The sequence below is a fragment of the Nonomuraea aridisoli genome (genome assembly GCF_003236395.1).
Taxonomy (GTDB): domain Bacteria; phylum Actinomycetota; class Actinomycetes; order Streptosporangiales; family Streptosporangiaceae; genus Nonomuraea; species Nonomuraea aridisoli.
The window spans coordinates 87682-104438 of record NZ_POUD01000001.1; the positions used below are offsets into that span (position 1 = coordinate 87682).

The 16757-nt window shown below is 71.4% G+C and carries 11 protein-coding genes; 8 read left to right on the forward strand and 3 right to left on the reverse strand.

The features are described 5' to 3' along the window. Positions 1–11: 11 nt before the first annotated feature. From C1J01_RS00425 to C1J01_RS00435, 3 genes are all read left to right on the forward strand, one after another. A complete protein-coding gene (locus tag C1J01_RS00425; protein WP_111175023.1) occupies positions 12–935 on the forward strand; it encodes a GntR family transcriptional regulator in 924 nt (307 codons plus the stop codon). Between the two features lie 51 nt (positions 936–986). Then, positions 987–1916, forward strand: coding sequence for a LysR family transcriptional regulator (locus C1J01_RS00430; RefSeq protein ID WP_111175024.1), 930 nt, complete (start codon positions 987–989; stop codon positions 1914–1916). Between the two features lie 95 nt (positions 1917–2011). Beyond that, entirely contained in the window at positions 2012–3175 is a 1164-nt protein-coding gene (locus tag C1J01_RS00435) for an NAD-dependent formate dehydrogenase (protein ID WP_111175025.1), read from the forward strand. A gap of 42 nt (positions 3176–3217) precedes the next feature. On the opposite strand, the gene C1J01_RS00440 is transcribed toward C1J01_RS00435, so the two are convergent. Beyond that, entirely contained in the window at positions 3218–3655 is a 438-nt protein-coding gene (locus C1J01_RS00440; RefSeq protein WP_181448498.1) for an ester cyclase, read from the reverse strand. Between the two features lie 599 nt (positions 3656–4254). Between C1J01_RS00440 and C1J01_RS00445 the strand changes: the two genes are divergently transcribed. From C1J01_RS00445 to C1J01_RS00465, 5 genes are all read left to right on the forward strand, one after another. After that, a complete protein-coding gene (locus tag C1J01_RS00445) occupies positions 4255–8475 on the forward strand; it encodes a HAMP domain-containing hybrid sensor histidine kinase/response regulator (RefSeq protein ID WP_220039655.1) in 4221 nt (1406 codons plus the stop codon). A 47-nt stretch (positions 8476–8522) separates the two neighbouring features. After that, positions 8523–10889 carry a SpoIIE family protein phosphatase gene (locus C1J01_RS00450; protein WP_111175028.1) on the forward strand — a complete coding sequence of 789 codons (2367 nt, stop codon included), beginning with the start codon at positions 8523–8525 and terminating at the stop codon, positions 10887–10889. Between the two features lie 126 nt (positions 10890–11015). Then, positions 11016–12188 carry a hypothetical protein gene (locus tag C1J01_RS00455; protein ID WP_146615421.1) on the forward strand — a complete coding sequence of 391 codons (1173 nt, stop codon included), beginning with the start codon at positions 11016–11018 and terminating at the stop codon, positions 12186–12188. 9 nt (positions 12189–12197) lie between these two features. Then, complete coding sequence (locus C1J01_RS00460; protein ID WP_111175030.1) at positions 12198–12773, forward strand: TetR/AcrR family transcriptional regulator; 576 nt, start codon at positions 12198–12200, stop codon at positions 12771–12773. A gap of 51 nt (positions 12774–12824) precedes the next feature. Next, the gene (locus C1J01_RS00465; protein WP_111175031.1) at positions 12825–13613 is read left to right on the forward strand and encodes an SDR family NAD(P)-dependent oxidoreductase; all 789 of its coding nucleotides are present in this window, start codon (positions 12825–12827) and stop codon (positions 13611–13613) included. Between the two features lie 26 nt (positions 13614–13639). On the opposite strand, the gene C1J01_RS00470 is transcribed toward C1J01_RS00465, so the two are convergent. Together C1J01_RS00470 and mdlC are read right to left on the reverse strand one after the other, a co-directional pair. Then, entirely contained in the window at positions 13640–14962 is a 1323-nt protein-coding gene (locus C1J01_RS00470) for an MFS transporter (RefSeq protein ID WP_111175032.1), read from the reverse strand. Between the two features lie 146 nt (positions 14963–15108). Next, entirely contained in the window at positions 15109–16704 is a 1596-nt protein-coding gene (gene mdlC, locus C1J01_RS00475; protein WP_111175033.1) for a benzoylformate decarboxylase, read from the reverse strand. Positions 16705–16757 lie beyond the last annotated feature (53 nt).

The following is a 16757-nucleotide window of genomic DNA, read 5'->3' on the forward strand; positions in this document are numbered from 1 at the left end:
GCTGCGCAGCCGTGACCCGATATCGGGAAATTTGCCGCGATATCGCCCAGCGCGTCGGCGAGGGCGCCCTCCAGCCCGGCGACGAACTGCCGGGCGTCCGCGAGCTCGCCCAGCAGTGGCGGACCACCGCCTCCACCGTCAGCCGGGCGCAACGGCAGCTGGCCGACGCCGGAGTGCTGGAGCTGGCCGACCGCCGCCGTGCCCGCGTGGCCTCCGGCGCCGCGCTCGCCGCCCGGCGGTTCCTGCACGCGGACTCGGTCTTCACCCTCGCCGGCAGCGACGATCCCGCCCTCGACCTGCTCGCCGGCGCGTTGCACGGCAAGCTGAGGATCGTCACGGGCGAGGGCAGCGTCGCCGGGCTCGGCGCGGTGCGCCAGGGTCGCGCCGACGGCGCCGCCATCCATCTGCTGCACCACACCGGCGTCTACAACGCGCCGTTCGCGCGGGGCATGCTGCGCGGCCTGGAGCCGCACCTGATCCACCTCTGGCGACGCGAGCAGGGGCTGATCGTGCCGCCGGGCAACCCCCACGGCATCACCGGCATCGCCGACCTCGCACGGCGGCGGGTCTGCGCGCGACGCCCGGGCACCGGGACCCGGATCCTCCTCGACCGGCTGCTGCTGGCCGCGGGCCACGACCCGGACGACCTGCGCGGACCGCAGGTCGGCACCCATCTCGAGGTCGCCCTGGCCGTCGCCACCGGCACGGTCGACGCCGGGCTCGGCGTCCGTTCGGCCGCGACCGACCTGGACCTCGAGTTCGTCCCTGTCACCTGGGAGGACTTCGACATCGGGCTGGACGCTCACGCCCTCGACCCGGCCGCTCACCTCATCGCCGCACTGCGCACGCCGGCCCTGCGCGCCAGGATCTCCGCACTGGGCGGCTACGACACCTCCAGGTCCGGCGACGTCACGAAAGTCGCCGACACCGCGTAGTGCGGCGATCTCGAGGTGGACGGGGCGGGCACGCCCGGGTCATCCTGTGGCGTGCTGTTGCGCCAGTTGGAGTATCTGGTCGCCCTGGCCAGGGAGCGGCATTTCGCCCGCGCCGCCGCGGCCTGTCACGTCTCGCAGCCGTCGTTGTCGGAGGCCATCCGCAAGCTCGAACGCGAGCTGGACGTGCCGCTGGTCCGGCGCGGACAGCGCTTCGCCGGGCTCACCCCCGAGGGCGAGCGGGTGCTGCTGTGGGCGCACCGCATCCTCGCCGACGCCGACGCCCTGCGCCAGGACCTGTCGAAGATGCGCGAAGGGCTGTCCGGCACGCTGCGCATGGGCGCTATCCCGACCGCCCTGACCGCCGCCTCGCTGCTGACCACGCCGTTCTGCGAGCGGTATCCGCACGTACGGGTGGTGCTGACCTCGTTGTCGTCACGGGAGATCGCCCGGCGGCTGGCCGAGTTCGAGATCGACATGGCGATGACGTACCTCGACGACGACGAGGAGGACCTCGGCGACGTACGCGTCAGCCCGCTGTACGAGGAGCGCTACCTGCTGCTCACCCCGGCCGACGGTGAGCTGGCCGACCGGCAGGTGGCCCGCTGGGCCGAGGTCGCCGCGCTGCCGCTGTGCCTGCTGGCCCCCGAGATGCGCAACCGCCGCATCCTCGACGCCAACTTCCGGCAGGCCGGGGCGGTGGCCGTGCCGACGATCGAGACCGACACGGTCTCGGCGCTGTTCGCGCACGTGGCCACCCACCGCTGGTCGAGCGTCATCGCCCACGCGTGGCTGCACATGTTCGGCGTGCCGGAGGGCATGCGGGTCGTCCGGCTGGAGCGGCCCGCCCGCGAGCCGCGCGTCGGGCTCATGGTGTCCGGCACGGGACCGGAGTCCGTGATCGCCAGGGCCGTGCTGGACATCGCCCGCGACATCGATCTGCGTGAGGTCTTCGACCGGCTCACCGGTGAGCACCTGGGATAGGCGCTCGCTATCACCCGATAGCGACAAACGTTTTGACCTGCGGAAACTCCTCGGCGGACAGTGTGATCAACCCCCGACGACGAGGAGCGAAGACCATGGCGAAAGTGCTCTGCGTGCTGTACGACGACCCGATCGACGGATACCCCACCTCCTACGCCCGCGACGGCCTGCCCGAGCTGTCCGGCTACCCGGGCGGCCAGACGCTGCCCAGCCCCAAGGGCATCGACTTCACCCCCGGAAACCTGCTCGGCAGCGTCTCCGGCGAGCTGGGGCTCCGCCGCTTCCTGGAGGAACGCGGTCACACGCTGGTGGTCACCTCCGACAAGGACGGCGACGGATCGGTCTTCGACCGCGAGCTGCCCGACGCCGACGTGGTGATCTCGCAGCCGTTCTGGCCCGCGTACCTGACCGCCGAACGCCTCGCCCGCGCCCCCAAGCTGAAGCTGGCCGTCACCGCCGGCATCGGCTCCGACCACGTGGACCTCGACGCGGCCATCGCCCACGGCGTCACGGTCGCCGAGGTGACGTACTGCAACAGCATCAGCGTCGCCGAGCACGCGGTGATGATGATCCTGTCCCTGGTCCGCGACTACCTGCCCGCCCACCAGGCCGTGCTCGACGGCGGCTGGAACATCGCCGACCGCGTCAGCCGCTCCTACGACGTCGAGGGCATGCACGTCGGCACCGTCGCCGCCGGCCGGATCGGCCTGGCCGTGCTGCGCCGGCTCAAGCCGTTCGACGTGCACCTGCACTACACCGACCGGCACCGCCTGCCGGCCGAGGTCGAGGAGGAGCTCGGGCTCACCTTCCACGCCGACGCCGCCGCGATGGTGCCGCACTGCGACGTGGTGACCGTGAACGCGCCGCTGCACCCGGAGACGGAAGGGCTGTTCGACGACCGGCTCATCGCCACGATGAAGCGCGGCGCGTACCTGGTGAACACCGCCCGCGCCCGGATCGCCGACCGTGACGCGATCGTGCGCGCCCTGGAGAACGGGCAGCTCGCCGGGTACGCCGGCGACGTCTGGTACCCCCAGCCCGCCCCGGCCGACCACCCGTGGCGATCGATGCCGCACCACGGCATGACCCCGCACATCTCCGGCTCGTCCCTGTCGGCGCAGGCCCGCTACGCCGCCGGCACCCGCGAGATCCTCGAGTCGTGGCTGGACGGCACGCCGATCCGGGAGGAGTACCTGATCGTCGACGGCGGCGCCCTGGCCGGCGCCGGAGCCCACTCCTACAGCACCAGGACGCGATGACGGCGGCGGGCGCGAGGCGGCTCGGGGCGCCCCGCGTCCTCGTCAGACGTGTTGCCGGCCGAAGGCGATCATGCCGCCGAGCTGGGCGCCGAGTTCGAGCTGGTCGTAGAAGATGCGGTGGGAGGTGATGTAGCCGTCCTCGACCTCCGACAGGCTGCACGCGCGCACGGCGATGGGCCGCCCCGTCGGCTCCAGCACCTCGCCGCCCGGCACCAGGTAGGGGCCCCGGTGAGTGCCGGTCAGGGTGTACTCCGCCACGAGCGTGTCGCCCGAGATGGTCACCGACTTGGGCGTGCACATCGAGTCGGGGAATGCCTCGATGAACTGCCCGTAGTAGGAGGCGACCTCCTCGCGGTCCTGACCGATGCCGTCGGGCGCCACCAGAACGGCGCGCGGACTGAAGCATCCGGCCAGGCCGTCGAGATCGTGCCGGTTGAACGTCTTACGGAGCTGGACCAGAACGCCTAGAGGATCGGACATGAGAGGTTCCCTTGTCAGAACGAGCAGACGTGGGCGAATTGCCCGATATGTCATGCTTCGCCACCATAGCGCGGTCGAGTGACGCCCCACCCCCGACGTGGCCGAACTAACACACCACTCGTCTCGGCCCCACCGGCCTCCTCATGGTGTGGACGCGCGCCGTGGACTGGGTGCCGTTCGTGAGCGGCGTGATATTGCTGGCCGACTCCCTCTTCTACGCACAGCACCAGTTCCGCGCCCTGACAACCCGCTGACCCGCGGGCGCGAGGGCTTCCGGCCTGCCCGTCTTCGACGCCGCCAGGCCACGGACCGGCGCTTTCACGCTGAGTCGTCGATCAGCAACGGCGGCGGGCACACCTCTGGTCACCGTTGGGGCCGCCACAGGACCACCGAAGAATTTTTCGCCAATCCACGCACGGGAGCCGGTAAAGTCACTCCACAGGCAGCCTTCCGCTCTGTCCCACTATGTGCCGTATGGCACTGCTGTCGCGATAGCCGGACATTAGTCCTTTGACTGGAGTGAGGTTGAGATGGGCGAAACGGCCGGTGGAACGCGCTCGGCGGCGCGCGACACGACCGGACGTGGCGCCGGCGATGCGATGGAGCCGGAGCTGCGTCAACTGCTGGCCGGGTTGACCGCGGTGCGCGACGGCGACTTCGGCACCCGGCTGCCCGACGACGCGAGCGGCCTGCTCGGCGAGATCGCCCAGGTCTTCAACGGCATGGTGGACCAGCTGTCGCTGTTCACCTCCGAGGTGACCAGGGTGGCCCGGGAGGTCGGCACCGAGGGCCGGCTCGGCGGCCAGGCCGAGGTGCCGGGCGTCTCAGGCACCTGGAAGGACCTCACCGAATCCGTCAACGCCATGGCCGGCAACCTCACCAGCCAGGTGCGCAGCATCGCCGAGGTCACGACGGCCGTCGCGAAGGGCGACCTCTCGCAGAAGATCACGGTGGACGCCCGGGGCGAGATCCTGGAGCTGAAGAACACCGTCAACACGATGGTCGACCAGCTGTCCTCGTTCGCCGACGAGGTCACCCGCGTCGCGCGCGAGGTCGGCACGGACGGCCGGCTGGGCGGGCAGGCCGACGTCAAGGGCGTGGCGGGCACCTGGCGCGACCTCACCGACTCGGTCAACTACATGGCCGGCAACCTGACCGCGCAGGTACGCAACATCTCGCAGGTGGCCACGGCGGTGGCGCGCGGCGACCTGTCGCAGAAGATCACCGTCTCGGCGCGGGGCGAGATCCTCGAACTGAAGAACACCCTCAACACGATGGTCGACCAGCTGTCCTCGTTCGCCGACGAGGTCACCCGCGTCGCGCGCGAGGTCGGCACGGACGGCCGGCTCGGTGGGCAGGCCGACGTCAAGGGCGTCTCCGGCACCTGGAAGGCGCTGACGGAGTCGGTCAACGTCATGGCGGACAACCTCACGGCGCAGGTGCGCAGCATCGCCGAGGTCACCACGGCGGTCGCCAGGGGCGACCTGACGCAGAAGATCCGCGTGGACGCCCGCGGCGAGATCCTGGAGCTGAAGGAGACCATCAACACGATGGTCGACCAGCTGTCGGCGTTCGCCGACGAGGTCACCCGCGTGGCCCGCGAGGTCGGCACGGAGGGCCAGCTCGGCGGCCAGGCCACGGTGCGCGGGGTGTCGGGCACGTGGAAGGACCTGACGGACAACGTCAACTTCATGGCCTCCAACCTCACCGGCCAGGTGCGCTCCATCGCGCAGGTGGCGACGGCGGTGGCCAAGGGCGACCTGTCGCAGAAGATCAACGTCGAGGCCAAGGGCGAGGTGGCCGCGCTGGCGCAGACGATCAACACGATGGTCGACACGCTGTCGGCGTTCGCCGACGAGGTCACCCGCGTGGCCCGCGAGGTCGGCACGGAGGGCCAGCTCGGCGGCCAGGCCAGGGTGCCGAACGTGGCCGGCACCTGGAAGGACCTCACCGACAACGTCAACTCGATGGCCGACAACCTCACCAACCAGGTGCGCTCGATCGCACAGGTCACCACGGCCGTGGCCAGGGGCGACCTGACCCGCAAGATCGACGTGGACGCCCGCGGCGAGATCCTGGAGCTGAAGGAGACCATCAACACGATGGTCGACCAGCTGTCGGCGTTCGCCGCCGAGGTCACCCGCGTGGCCCGCGAGGTCGGCAGCGAGGGCAGGCTGGGCGGCCAAGCCGAGGTGGAGGGCGTCTCAGGCACCTGGAAGCGGTTGACGGAGAACGTCAACGAGCTGGCCGGCAACCTGACCCGCCAGGTGCGTGCCATCGCCGAGGTGACCAGCGCCGTCACCTCGGGCGACCTGACCCGGTCCATTACGGTCGACGCCGAGGGCGAACTGGCCGACCTGAAGGACAACATCAACTCGATGGTGGGCTCGCTGCGCGAGACGACGCGGGCCAACCAGGAACAGGACTGGCTCAAGTCCAACCTGGCCCGCATCTCGGGCCTCATGCAGGGCCACCGCGACCTGTCCGCGGTGGCGGAGCTGGTCATGAACGAGCTGGCGCCGCTCGTGTCGGCGCAGTACGGCGCGTTCTTCCTGGCCGAGGAGGCGCCAGGCGGCGTGGAGCTGCACCTGATCAGCGCGTACGGCTACGCCGACGACGCCGAGCGGCCCACCCGGTTCAAGCTGGGCCAGTCACTGGTCGGCCAGGCCGCGACGACCCGCCGGACGATCGCGATGGACGGCGTGCCGGCCGACTACATCAAGATCTCCTCAGCCCTCGGTCACACCGCGCCCGCCTCGGTCATCGTGCTGCCGATCGTGGTGGAGGAGCAGGTGCTCGGCGTCATCGAGCTGGGATCCGTCTACGCGTTCACCCCGGTGCACCGGTCCTTCCTCGAACAGCTGATGGAGGCCATCGGCGTCAACGTCAACACGATCATCGCGAACGCCCGTACCGACGAGCTGCTGCAGAGATCGCAGCGGCTCACCCAGGAGCTGCAGGAACGTTCAGACGAGCTCCAGCGTCAGCAGGAGGAGCTGCAGCGCTCCAACGCCGAGCTGGAGGAGAAGGCGGCCCTGCTGGCCAGCCAGAACCGCGACATCGAGACCAAGAACCTGGAGATCGAGCAGGCCCGCCAGGAGTTGGAGACGCGCGCCCGGGAGCTCGCCCTGGCCTCGAAGTACAAGAGCGAGTTCCTGGCGAACATGAGCCACGAGCTGCGCACCCCGCTCAACAGCCTGCTCATCCTCGCTCAGCTGCTGGCCCAGAACCACACGCGCAACCTCACCCCGAAGCAGGTCGAGTACGCCAGCATCATTCACTCGGCCGGTTCGGACCTGCTCCAGCTGATCAACGACATCCTCGACCTGTCGAAGGTCGAGGCGGGCAAGATGGACATCAGCCCGGAACGGGTGCCGCTGCGCCAGCTCCTCGACGACATCGAGGCGACCTTCCGCCCGATGACCATGCAGAAGAGCCTCGACTTCGCCGTCACGACGGCCGCCGGCGTCCCGGTGGACGTGCTGACCGACGACTCCCGGCTCCGCCAGATCCTGCGCAACCTGCTGTCCAACGCGGTGAAGTTCACCGAGACGGGCAGCGTCGAGCTGCACATCGAACCGGTGGCCCCCGGCGAGGTGCCGACCTCCGTCCGCGAGCACGGCGCGGCCATCGCCTTCCGCATCAAGGACACCGGCATCGGCATCGCCGAGCAGCAGCTGGAGGTCATCTTCGGCGCCTTCCAGCAGGCCGACGGCACCACCAGCCGCAAGTACGGCGGCACCGGGCTCGGCCTGTCGATCAGCCGCGAGATCGCCCACCTGCTCGGCGGCGCGATCACCGCGGAGAGCGCGCCGGGCAAGGGCAGCGTGTTCACGCTCTACCTGCCGGTGGCCCGGCCGGACTTCGAGGAGTCGCCGGGCCACGCCGCCGTGCGGTCGGAGCGTCCGGCGCACGCCGACGGCGTGGCGGCCATCCCACCGCCGGCGCCGCCGCCGCAGCAGCAACGGCGGCTGCTCGTCGTCGAGGAGCGCGACCGCGGGCTGCTCTCGCTGGTGGCCGAGAGCGCGGTGGCCGACCTGTCCAACAACCGCGACCTCGGCGACCCGCGCGGACCCATCGAGGTGGTCACGGCCGTCGGGGTGCAGGAGGCGGCCGCCGCGCTCGCGGCGCAGGCCTACCACTGCATCGTGCTGGAACTCGACATGGCCGACGGAGCGGCGCTGCGCTTCCTGGAGAACATGGACGGCGACTCGGCCCTGCGCGGCGTGCCGGTGCTGGCGTACAACAACTGGCGGCTGGACCCCCGGCAGGAGTCGAACCTGCAGGCCAGGACCGGCACCCAGCCGCTCGAGCTGCTGTCCAGCCTGGACGAGCTGCGCGAGCGGATCGCGCTGCACCTGTCCGCCGACGGCCCAGGCGACGTGCTGCCGCTGGTCCGGCACGAGGAGATGCCCCGGTCGGTCGCGCAGAAGGTGGACGACACGTTCGCCGGGCGGACGGTTCTGGTCGTCGACGACGACGCACGCAACCTCTACGCGCTGACCGGCATGCTGGAGATCCACGGGATGCAGGTGCTGCACGCCGAGAACGGCCGCAAGGGCATCGAGGTGCTCACCGCGCACCCCGAGATCGACATCGTGCTGATGGACGTGATGATGCCGGACATGGACGGTTACGCGGCCACGGCGGCCATCAGGCAGATGCCGCAGTACGCCGAGATGCCCATCATCACGGTGACGGCGAAGGCGATGCCGGGCGACCAGGAGAAGAGCCTCGCGTCGGGGGCGAGCGACTACGTCACCAAACCGGTAGACGCCGACGAACTGCTCGGCAAGATCCAGCGCTGGCTGGCCAGCTAGGGCGCCCCACCCGCGCCGTCCGGCAATCCACCGCCGAGGAGTAGCACGTGCACGATCGTCAGCAGCCCGCCGATGAGGAGACCGGTCTCGGGCGGCTCGCTGCCACCGTGGATCGGCTGCGTCGCCAGGTACGCGAGGCGCACGCCGCGGCCGACGGCCGCGCCCTGATCGAGCTCGCCAAGGGCATCCTGGTGGAACGGCTGCGCCTCAGCCCCGTCGAGGCGGCCCGGCAGCTCGCGGCGCTCGCCGAACGGGCCAGCCTCACCCCACTGGAGCTGGCCGCCGACATCGTCAACGAGGCGGCTCAGGATCGTCTCACGGAGGCGGCAGGCCGCTTCCTGACCGAGGCCGGCGGGGGCGGCGGCTCGCCCGTGAGGCAGGACGAGCCGGAAGACCCCTCCGCCGCCGTCCGGCTGCGTACGGCCGAGAGCGGCATCCTGTCCGCGCGCGACACCCAGGCGGTCAGCGAGTCCCTGCTGGAGCACGCGCTGGCCCCGCTGGGCGCCACCGCGGTCGCGGTGTGGGCCGCCGGCGGGGACGGTTCCCTCACGCTGGCCGGCTCGGCCGGGTTCGCCACCGGCCAGGCCATGCGGTGGCGCTACGTGCCCCCGGGTGTCGCCACGCCCGCCCGGCAGGCCCTCGTGGAGCGACGTAGCGTCTGGTTCGGCGATCTGTCGGAGGCGGGCCTGCCCTCGATCGGGCACCACGCGGGAGACCGTGCGGGCCGGGTGGCCGTACCCGCCGGCACGGGCGGCCGCATCCTGGGCGTGCTGGAGATCAGCTGGCCGCACCGTTTGAGGCCGCAGCCGCCGCAGATCGAGCGTCAGGTGGAGGCGCTGGCCGAGCTGGTCGCCCACACGCTCGAATCCCATCCGTTGATCGCGCCGCCGCTGCCCGACTCCGAGCTGGTGGACCTGGCCAACGGCCTGCACGACCCCGTACTCATCCTGCGTCCGCACCTCGACGTCGACGGGCGGCTGGCCGACTTCCGCATCCAGCACACCAACGCCGGCTTCGTCGACTTCGCCGGGCGCCCCCGCAGCGCCGTCCATGGCGCGCTGCTGCTGGAGGCGTACCCGATGGCCGCGGGAGAGGGCGGGCTGTTCGAGAAGGTCGAGCATGTGCACGCCACCGGCGAGCCGTTCCGCGCGGAGCGGATGCCGCTGACCGCGCTGATCGACGAGGTGCCGCTGACCGCCATCGCCGACGTCAGCATCAGCAGGCACGGCGACACCGTCCTGATGGTGTGGCGGGTGCTCGACGAGGCGGCACGTGTGGCCGGGCTGCTCCAGCACGCCCAGCGCCTCGGCCGCATCGGCGGCTTCGAGGAGAACCTGGTCACCGCGGAGATCACCTGGAGCGCCCACCTCTACTCCCTGCTCGGCCTGCCGCCCACCGCCAGCCCGATCCCGCTGCAGCAGCTGCCCCGGCACACCCACCCGGACGACGCCTTGGCCATCGTCCGGTTCCTGCGTACGTTGTTGCACCGCCACCTGCCCACGTCGGTGGCCTTCCGGTTCCAGCGGCCCGACGGTGTCTCGCGGCACATCCGGGTCGTGGCCGAGCCGGTGCTGGACGCCCATGGCGCCCTCCTCAGCGTGCGGGGCGCGTACCAGGACATCTCCGCGCAGCACTGGACGGAGGTCGCGCTGGCCGCCACGCGGGACCAGCTCGCGCACTCCGAGCAGCAGTCCGCCGCGCGCAACCGGCTCGCCCTGCAGCTCCAGCACGCCATCATGCCGCCGACGCACGGCCCGATCGAGGCGTTCGACCTCAAGATCGCCGTCCGGTACCGCCCCGCCGAGGGCGAGCACCTCGTCGGCGGCGACTGGTACGACTGCGTGGTGCTGCCGTCCAAGCAGGTGCTGCTGTCGATCGGCGACGTGGCCGGCCACGGGATCGACGCGGCCACCGGCATGGTCGTCCTGCGTAACGCGCTGCGCGGGCTGGCCACCACCGGGGCCGGCCCGGCGCAGTTGCTGACCTGGCTCAACCTCGTCGCCCACCACCTGACCGAGCAGGTCACGGCCACGGCCATCTGCGCGTTGTTCGACCCGGTGACCCGTACGCTGCGCTGGGCCCGCGCCGGCCACTTCCCGCCGATCATGATCAGGGATCGGCAGGCGTCGGAGATCCCGCTCATCGACGGCCTGCTGCTCGGCGCGCTCTCCGACGCGCACTACGAGGAGGGCAGCCTGCATCTGGAGAAGGACGACGTGCTGCTCATGTACACCGACGGTCTGATCGAGCGGAAGGACCGCAGCCTGGAGCATTCGCAGCGGCACCTGCTCACCGTGGCGGAGACGGCCACGGCCACCACCGGCACGCTGGAGCAGCGGCTCGACCACCTGTTCACCTACAGCAAGTCGGACACCGACGACGACACCTGCGTCATCGCCATCCAGCTGCGCTGACACAGACGCGCCCCGCTTCGCGAGATCCGGCCGTCATGGGTGCGGACACCCGAAAGGGGCAGCGGGGTTTGTCACCGCCGTCCTCTACTCTCCGACCCTGTTGATCAAGACGGGGAGGCGAGGCCGATGGCGCGGTTGTTACGCGGTTGCGATGACGACGTATGGGTGCAGTTCGGGCTGCTGGGGGTCTTCTTCGAACGCGGCGACGAGGATCTCGCCCTGCAGAGCCCCGACGGTGAGGATCATCCCGCGGCCGTCCGGCTGGAGGCGTGGGACGCGCCGCCGCCCGATCCCGGGGCTCCCTGGAGCCTGGTCGAGGAGACCACCGTCGAGGGCGGCACCGGGTTCGTCGCCGCGGGTTCGGCGGCCGAGGAGGCGAGCCGGCGGCTGATCATCGGCCCGCCCCACTTCCTGTACGGCGTCACCGCGCATGTCCAGCCCGGCGAGGAGCTGCCGGAGTTCGTCTCCGACGAGCAGTTCGAGCGGGCGTGGGAGGAGCGCGCGCCCGAGCAGTGGCTGATCAGGTTCTGGCCCGTCCGCGACGTCTTCGACCCGGCCCGGCACGCCCGTCCCGACGGGGCGCACGGCCGGCGGCCCCGCCCCGTCGAGGTGCCGGTCTCCACCGCCGGGCAATGGCCCGCGGCGCGGATCAGCCCCCGGCAGGCGGCCCTGGAGGAGCACCTCGCCCGCCAAGGGATGACCATGGCCGACTTCCTGACCGACCAGGGCCTGCCGCCGGACCTGCCCTTCGACCGGTGGCAGGCGGCGATGGCGGAGCGGGAGGCGCCCGCCCTCGCCGCACGCGAAGGATGGCCGCTCTGGCTGACCGAGCTCGTCCGGACGTATGCGCACGTCGTCGGCCACCGGCATCGCCTGACGGAAGAGGCCGAGCACTGGGACGAAGAGGGGCGTGCGGTGCGGGCCCAGGACCTCGCCGAGTCCCTGTACGCCGCCGAGATCCTCAACCCGGACGGCACCACCTTCACCGCCGACGTCCAGGCGTACGATCCGCAGCCGGGCGAAACGTACCGGGGCTGGCGCTGGGACTACGCCCATCGGCCCCGCCGTGAGACCTTCGGCGTCGGCCGGCGCGTCGTCTGCCACGACACCATGAGCGGGAAAGTCCTGGTCACCGGCATCGTGACGGTCCTGGGCCGTGACAGGCAGGGCGGCTATGAGGTCCGCGACGCCACCCCGGCAGAAGCGGCCCGCCTCCGCTGCGCCGAAGAGGCGTGGAGCGACGGACGGCTCCGGCCAACAGGACCCACAGTTGGGGACCGATCAGTTCCTTACTGGTAGAGTCGTCGCATGGGCAGGCCAAGGACGTTCGACATCGACGCGGCGGTGGACCGCGCGATGGAGTTGTTCTGGCGCCAGGGGTTCGAGGCCACCTCGACCGAGGACCTCGTGGCGGGTCTCGGCATCACCCGGGGCAGCCTGTACAAAGCGTTCGGCTCCAAGGAGCAGCTCTACGCGCTGGCGCTTCGCCGCTACTGCGAGCGCCACGCGACAGGGCTGATCGAGATCTTGGAACGGGCGGAGCGGGCGCGTCCGGCCATCCGGGCGGTGCTGCTGGAATTAGTGGAGGCCGACCTGACCGACCCGGAGCGGGGGTGCCTGCTGGTCAACGCGGCCACGGAGCGCTCGGCGCATCCCGACACGGTGCGGCAGGTCTCCAGCACGATGGGCCAGATCGAGGCGGCCCTGACCGGAGCGCTGGAGCGGGCCCGGGCCCGCGGGGAGATCGCGGCGGACCGGAGCCCGCGGGAGCTGGCCCAGTTCCTCACCACGTTCCTGCAGGGCCTGCGGGTGATGGGCAAGGCCCGCGCGGATCGTGCGTTCCTCGAGAACGCCGTCGAGGTCGCCCTGGGCGCGCTCGACTGACTTTTTTGTTACCCGAATTTGGAACTGATCAGTCTACTACTGGGAGTTGTCATGAATCTCGAACTGCAGGACAAGGTCGCCGTCGTCACCGGCGCGAGCAAGGGCATCGGCCTCGCCACCACGGCGGCGTTCATCGGGGAGGGCGCGCACGTCGTGGCGACCAGCCGTACGAGCACTCCCGAGCTCGACGCCCTGGCCGCGCGCGGCGCCACCGTGGTCCTCGCCGACATCGCCGACGCGGACACCCCGCGGCGGCTCGTCGAGGCCGCGCTGGAGACGTACGGGCGCCTGGACGTGCTGGTCAACAACGTCGGCTACGGCGGCGTCCGGACGAGCTTCCTCGACATCGACGACGCGGAGTGGGCGCGGATGTTCGACGTGACCTTCTTCAGCGCCGTGCGCACCAGCAGGGCAGCCCTGCCCGCGCTGCTGGAAGCCGGTGGCGCGATCGTCAACATCACCAGCATCAACGCCCGGCTGCCGTTCCCGATGGTGGTGGACTACTCGGCGGCCAAGGCCGCGATGGCCAACCTGACCAAGTCTCTGTCGGAGGAGTTCGCGCCGCGTGGCGTGCGGGTCAACGCCGTCGCGCCCGGCCCGGTGCGGACGCCGTTCTGGACGGCGCCGGGCGGCTTCGCGGACGCGGTCGCGGCCGGCGCCGGCGTCACCGCCCAGCAGGCGCTCGACGAGGTCGTGCCGCAGAGCATGGGGATCAGCACCGGCCGGGTCACCGAGCCCGGCGAGGTCGCCGACCTGGTGCTGTTCCTCGCCTCCGCCCGCTCGGCCAACACCAGCGGCGCCGAGTTCACCATCGACGGCGGCCAGGTCAAGACCCTCTGACCCGGACGACGGAGGCCGGAGAGCCCTCAGCCGGTGGATGGCGTCGGTGTCTTCCGGCCGGCGCTCTCCTCCTCCGGCGCGGCGATCTTCCGGATGCCGAACAGGGAGAGCAGGGTGATCAGGCACAGCGCGGACACGTACAGGGCGATCGCGGTCGAGGATTGATAGGTCTCGAAGAGGGTGGTGGCCACGATGGGGGTCAGCGCGCCGCCGATCATGCCGCCGAGCTGGTAGGCGATGGAGATGCCGCTGTAGCGGTAGCGCACGTCGAAGATCTCGGTGAACAGACCGCCCTGCGCGCCCGCCATGAGGCCCTGCACGACCGCGGCCACGACGAACGCCACCAGCGCGGCGCCCCAGTCACCCGTGTTGACCAGGGCGAACATCGGCACCGGCCAGATCACGGCGGTCACCGCGCCCAGGATGTACATCCGCTTGGAGCCGAACCGGTCCGACAGCGCGGCCGACGCGATGATCGTGCCGATCCACACCACTGTGGAGGCCAGGATCAGCGTGAGCAACGTGCTGCGCTCGAAGCCCACCACGGTCGTGCCGTACGTGAGCATGTAGACGATCACGGTGTAGCCGACCGCGGGGGCCGCGATCGAGGCCAGGCTGGCCAGCGTCAGGTTGCGCGGCTGCCGCCGGGCCAGCTCGGTGAAGGGCACCCTGCTGGTGGCGTTCTGCTGCTTGACGCGCTCGAACTCGGGCGCGTCCTGCAGCCGGCGGCGGACCACGACGCCGAGGATCACCAGCAGCACGCTGAGCAGGAAGGGGATGCGCCAGCCGTACGACAGGAAGTCCTCGTCGGACAGGCCGGAGACGGCGAGGAAGGCCAGGTTCGAGGTGAGCACCCCGATCGGCACGCCGAACTGGGCGAAGCTGCCGTAGACGGCGCGGCGGCGGGGCGAGGCGTGCTCGGTGGCGATCAGGATGGCGCCGCCCCACTCTCCGCCCACGCCGAAGCCCTGCACGATGCGCAGGACGACCAGCAACAGCGGCGCCCCGATGCCGATGGCGGCGTACGTGGGCAGCAGGCCGATCGCGAACGTCGCCCCACCGGTCAGCACCAGGGTGAGGATCAGCATCGATTTGCGGCCGATCCGGTCGCCGAAGTGACCGATGATCGCCCCGCCGAGCGGGCGGGCGACGAATCCGACCGCGAACGTGGCGAACGCGGCGAGCGTGCCGGCCGCGCTGGAGGCCTGCGGGAAGAAGAGGGTGCCGAACGCCAGCGCCGCGGCGGTGCCGAAGATGTAGTAGTCGTACCACTCGATCGACGTGCCGACGAAGCTCGCCGCGAAGAGACTCTTGGTCGATGGTTGCCTGGCGGATGCGGGGGAAGCCACGGGGGTGCTCCTCGAACAGGCGGAGGGGGGCGAGTCCCTGTGTGACGAAGATCTCACAGGTGGACTAAATGTAAACGCGCTGCCCCGGTCGTTCGTCAGTCTTTCGACGGTGGCCCGTCTACGTCATATGTCGCACGGCAGGCTCGTCACCCGAGCGGACGGGTCTCCGCCCTGATCGGCACCTCCAGCAGCCGCGGCCCGCGTCCCGGCTTCGCCAGTTCGGCGGCCAGCTCCTTCCCCTCCGACACGCGTCGCGCGGGCATGCCGTAGCCCTCGGCGATCCGGACGACGTCCAGGCCGGGCAGGTCCAGGCCGGGGGCGTCCGTCACGCCGAGCTGGGAGACGAAGCCGCGCAACGCTCCGTAGGCGCCGTTGTTCAGCACGACGAAGGTGACGGGCAGGTGCTCCTGGACCGCGGTCCACAAGCCGGCCACCCCGTACTGGGCCGCGCCGTCGCCGAGCACGGCGACCACGGGCCGGCCCGGGTCGGCGAGCGCCACCCCGACGGCCGCGGGAAGCCCGAAGCCGAGCCCGCCCGCGGCCGGGAAGAACATGCTGCGGGGGCGATCGAGGTCGAGCTGCTCCCAGAACTGCGCGGTGTTCGAGGTGGACTCGTTGACCAGGCGCACGTCGCGGGGCAGGCAGCGCGCCATGCACGCGAACACCGCGCCGGCGGTGAAGGGCGCCGCGTCCTCCAGCGGCGGGCCGGACCGGTCCACGGGCGCGGGCGCCGGTCGCGCGGGCGGGTCCGGGATCGCGTCGAGCAGCTGGCCGGCCACCGCCCCGACGTCGGCGACGAGCGCGTCACCGAACGCGCTCCTGGCCGCCGCCTCCGGGTCGCCGCCCACCGCGATGAGGTCGGCGCCCTCCGGCAGCCACGGACCGGGCCGGTAGGCGTGGTAGCGGAAGACGGGGGCGCCGAGCACGAGCACCAGGTCGTGGCCGGCGAGGCGCTCGGCGACGCCCGCGATGCTCGGCGGCAGCACGCCTCGCCACAGCGGGTGGCGGGTGGGGAACGGGCAGCGCGGCGGGGTGGGCGCGGTCCACACCGGCGCCCGCAGCCGCTCGGCCAGCGCGACCACCAGGGCGAAGGCGTTCTCCTCGTCCGCCTCGGGACCGACCACCAGCACGGGCGCCTTCGCCTGCCGCAGGCGGCCGGCCGTCTCCGCCAGCACCTCCGCCGACAGGGCGCCGGCGGCGCGGACGCGGCGCGAGGCCAGGCGGGAGATCTGGCCGGCGTCCGCCTCCCGCGCCCAGTCGTCCCACGGAAGGGACACGAACACCGGACCGGCCGGCGGCAGCGTGGCCAGGTGGAAGGCCTGCGACAGGGCGCGCGGCACGTCCTGCGGACCGGGCGGCTCGAACGCCCACTTGACGTGCGGCTCGGGCACGCGGGTCATGGCCGGCTCGCCGAGCACCACGCCCAGCCCGATCATGGACCGCGCCTGCTGCCCGGCGGTGATCACCAGCGGCGTCTGCGAGGCGCGGGCGTTGGCCAGGTTGCCCATCGCGTTGCCCAGCCCCGCCGCGGAGTGCAGGTTGACCAGCGCCGGCCGGCCACGGGCCTGGGCGTAGCCGTCGGCCATGGCGAGGACCGCCCCCTCGTGCAGCCCGAGCACGTAGCGGAAGTCCGGCGGGAAGCCGTCCAGGAAGGGCAGTTCGTTCGATCCGGGATTGCCGAAGACGGTCGTCAGCCCCCACGTACGCAGCAGGTGGTACGTGGTCTCGCGCACGGTCGGCATGTGCTGCACTCTCCAGACTGACCTCGGACGTGTCAATGCCCGGCCGGTGATCC

What these genes read in the sequence shown, in the direction of transcription:
- C1J01_RS00435 (WP_111175025.1), top strand. Translation starts at nt 2,012, where the DNA reads ATGGCGAAAGTGCTCTGCGTGCTGTACGACGACCCGATCGACGGATAC.
- C1J01_RS00440 (WP_181448498.1), bottom strand. Translation starts at nt 3,655, where the DNA reads ATGTCCGATCCTCTAGGCGTTCTGGTCCAGCTCCGTAAGACGTTCAAC.
- C1J01_RS00445 (WP_220039655.1), top strand. Translation starts at nt 4,255, where the DNA reads ATGGAGCCGGAGCTGCGTCAACTGCTGGCCGGGTTGACCGCGGTGCGC.
- C1J01_RS00455 (WP_146615421.1), top strand. Translation starts at nt 11,016, where the DNA reads ATGGCGCGGTTGTTACGCGGTTGCGATGACGACGTATGGGTGCAGTTC.
- C1J01_RS00460 (WP_111175030.1), top strand. Translation starts at nt 12,198, where the DNA reads ATGGGCAGGCCAAGGACGTTCGACATCGACGCGGCGGTGGACCGCGCG.
- C1J01_RS00465 (WP_111175031.1), top strand. Translation starts at nt 12,825, where the DNA reads ATGAATCTCGAACTGCAGGACAAGGTCGCCGTCGTCACCGGCGCGAGC.
- mdlC (WP_111175033.1), bottom strand. Translation starts at nt 16,704, where the DNA reads ATGCCGACCGTGCGCGAGACCACGTACCACCTGCTGCGTACGTGGGGG.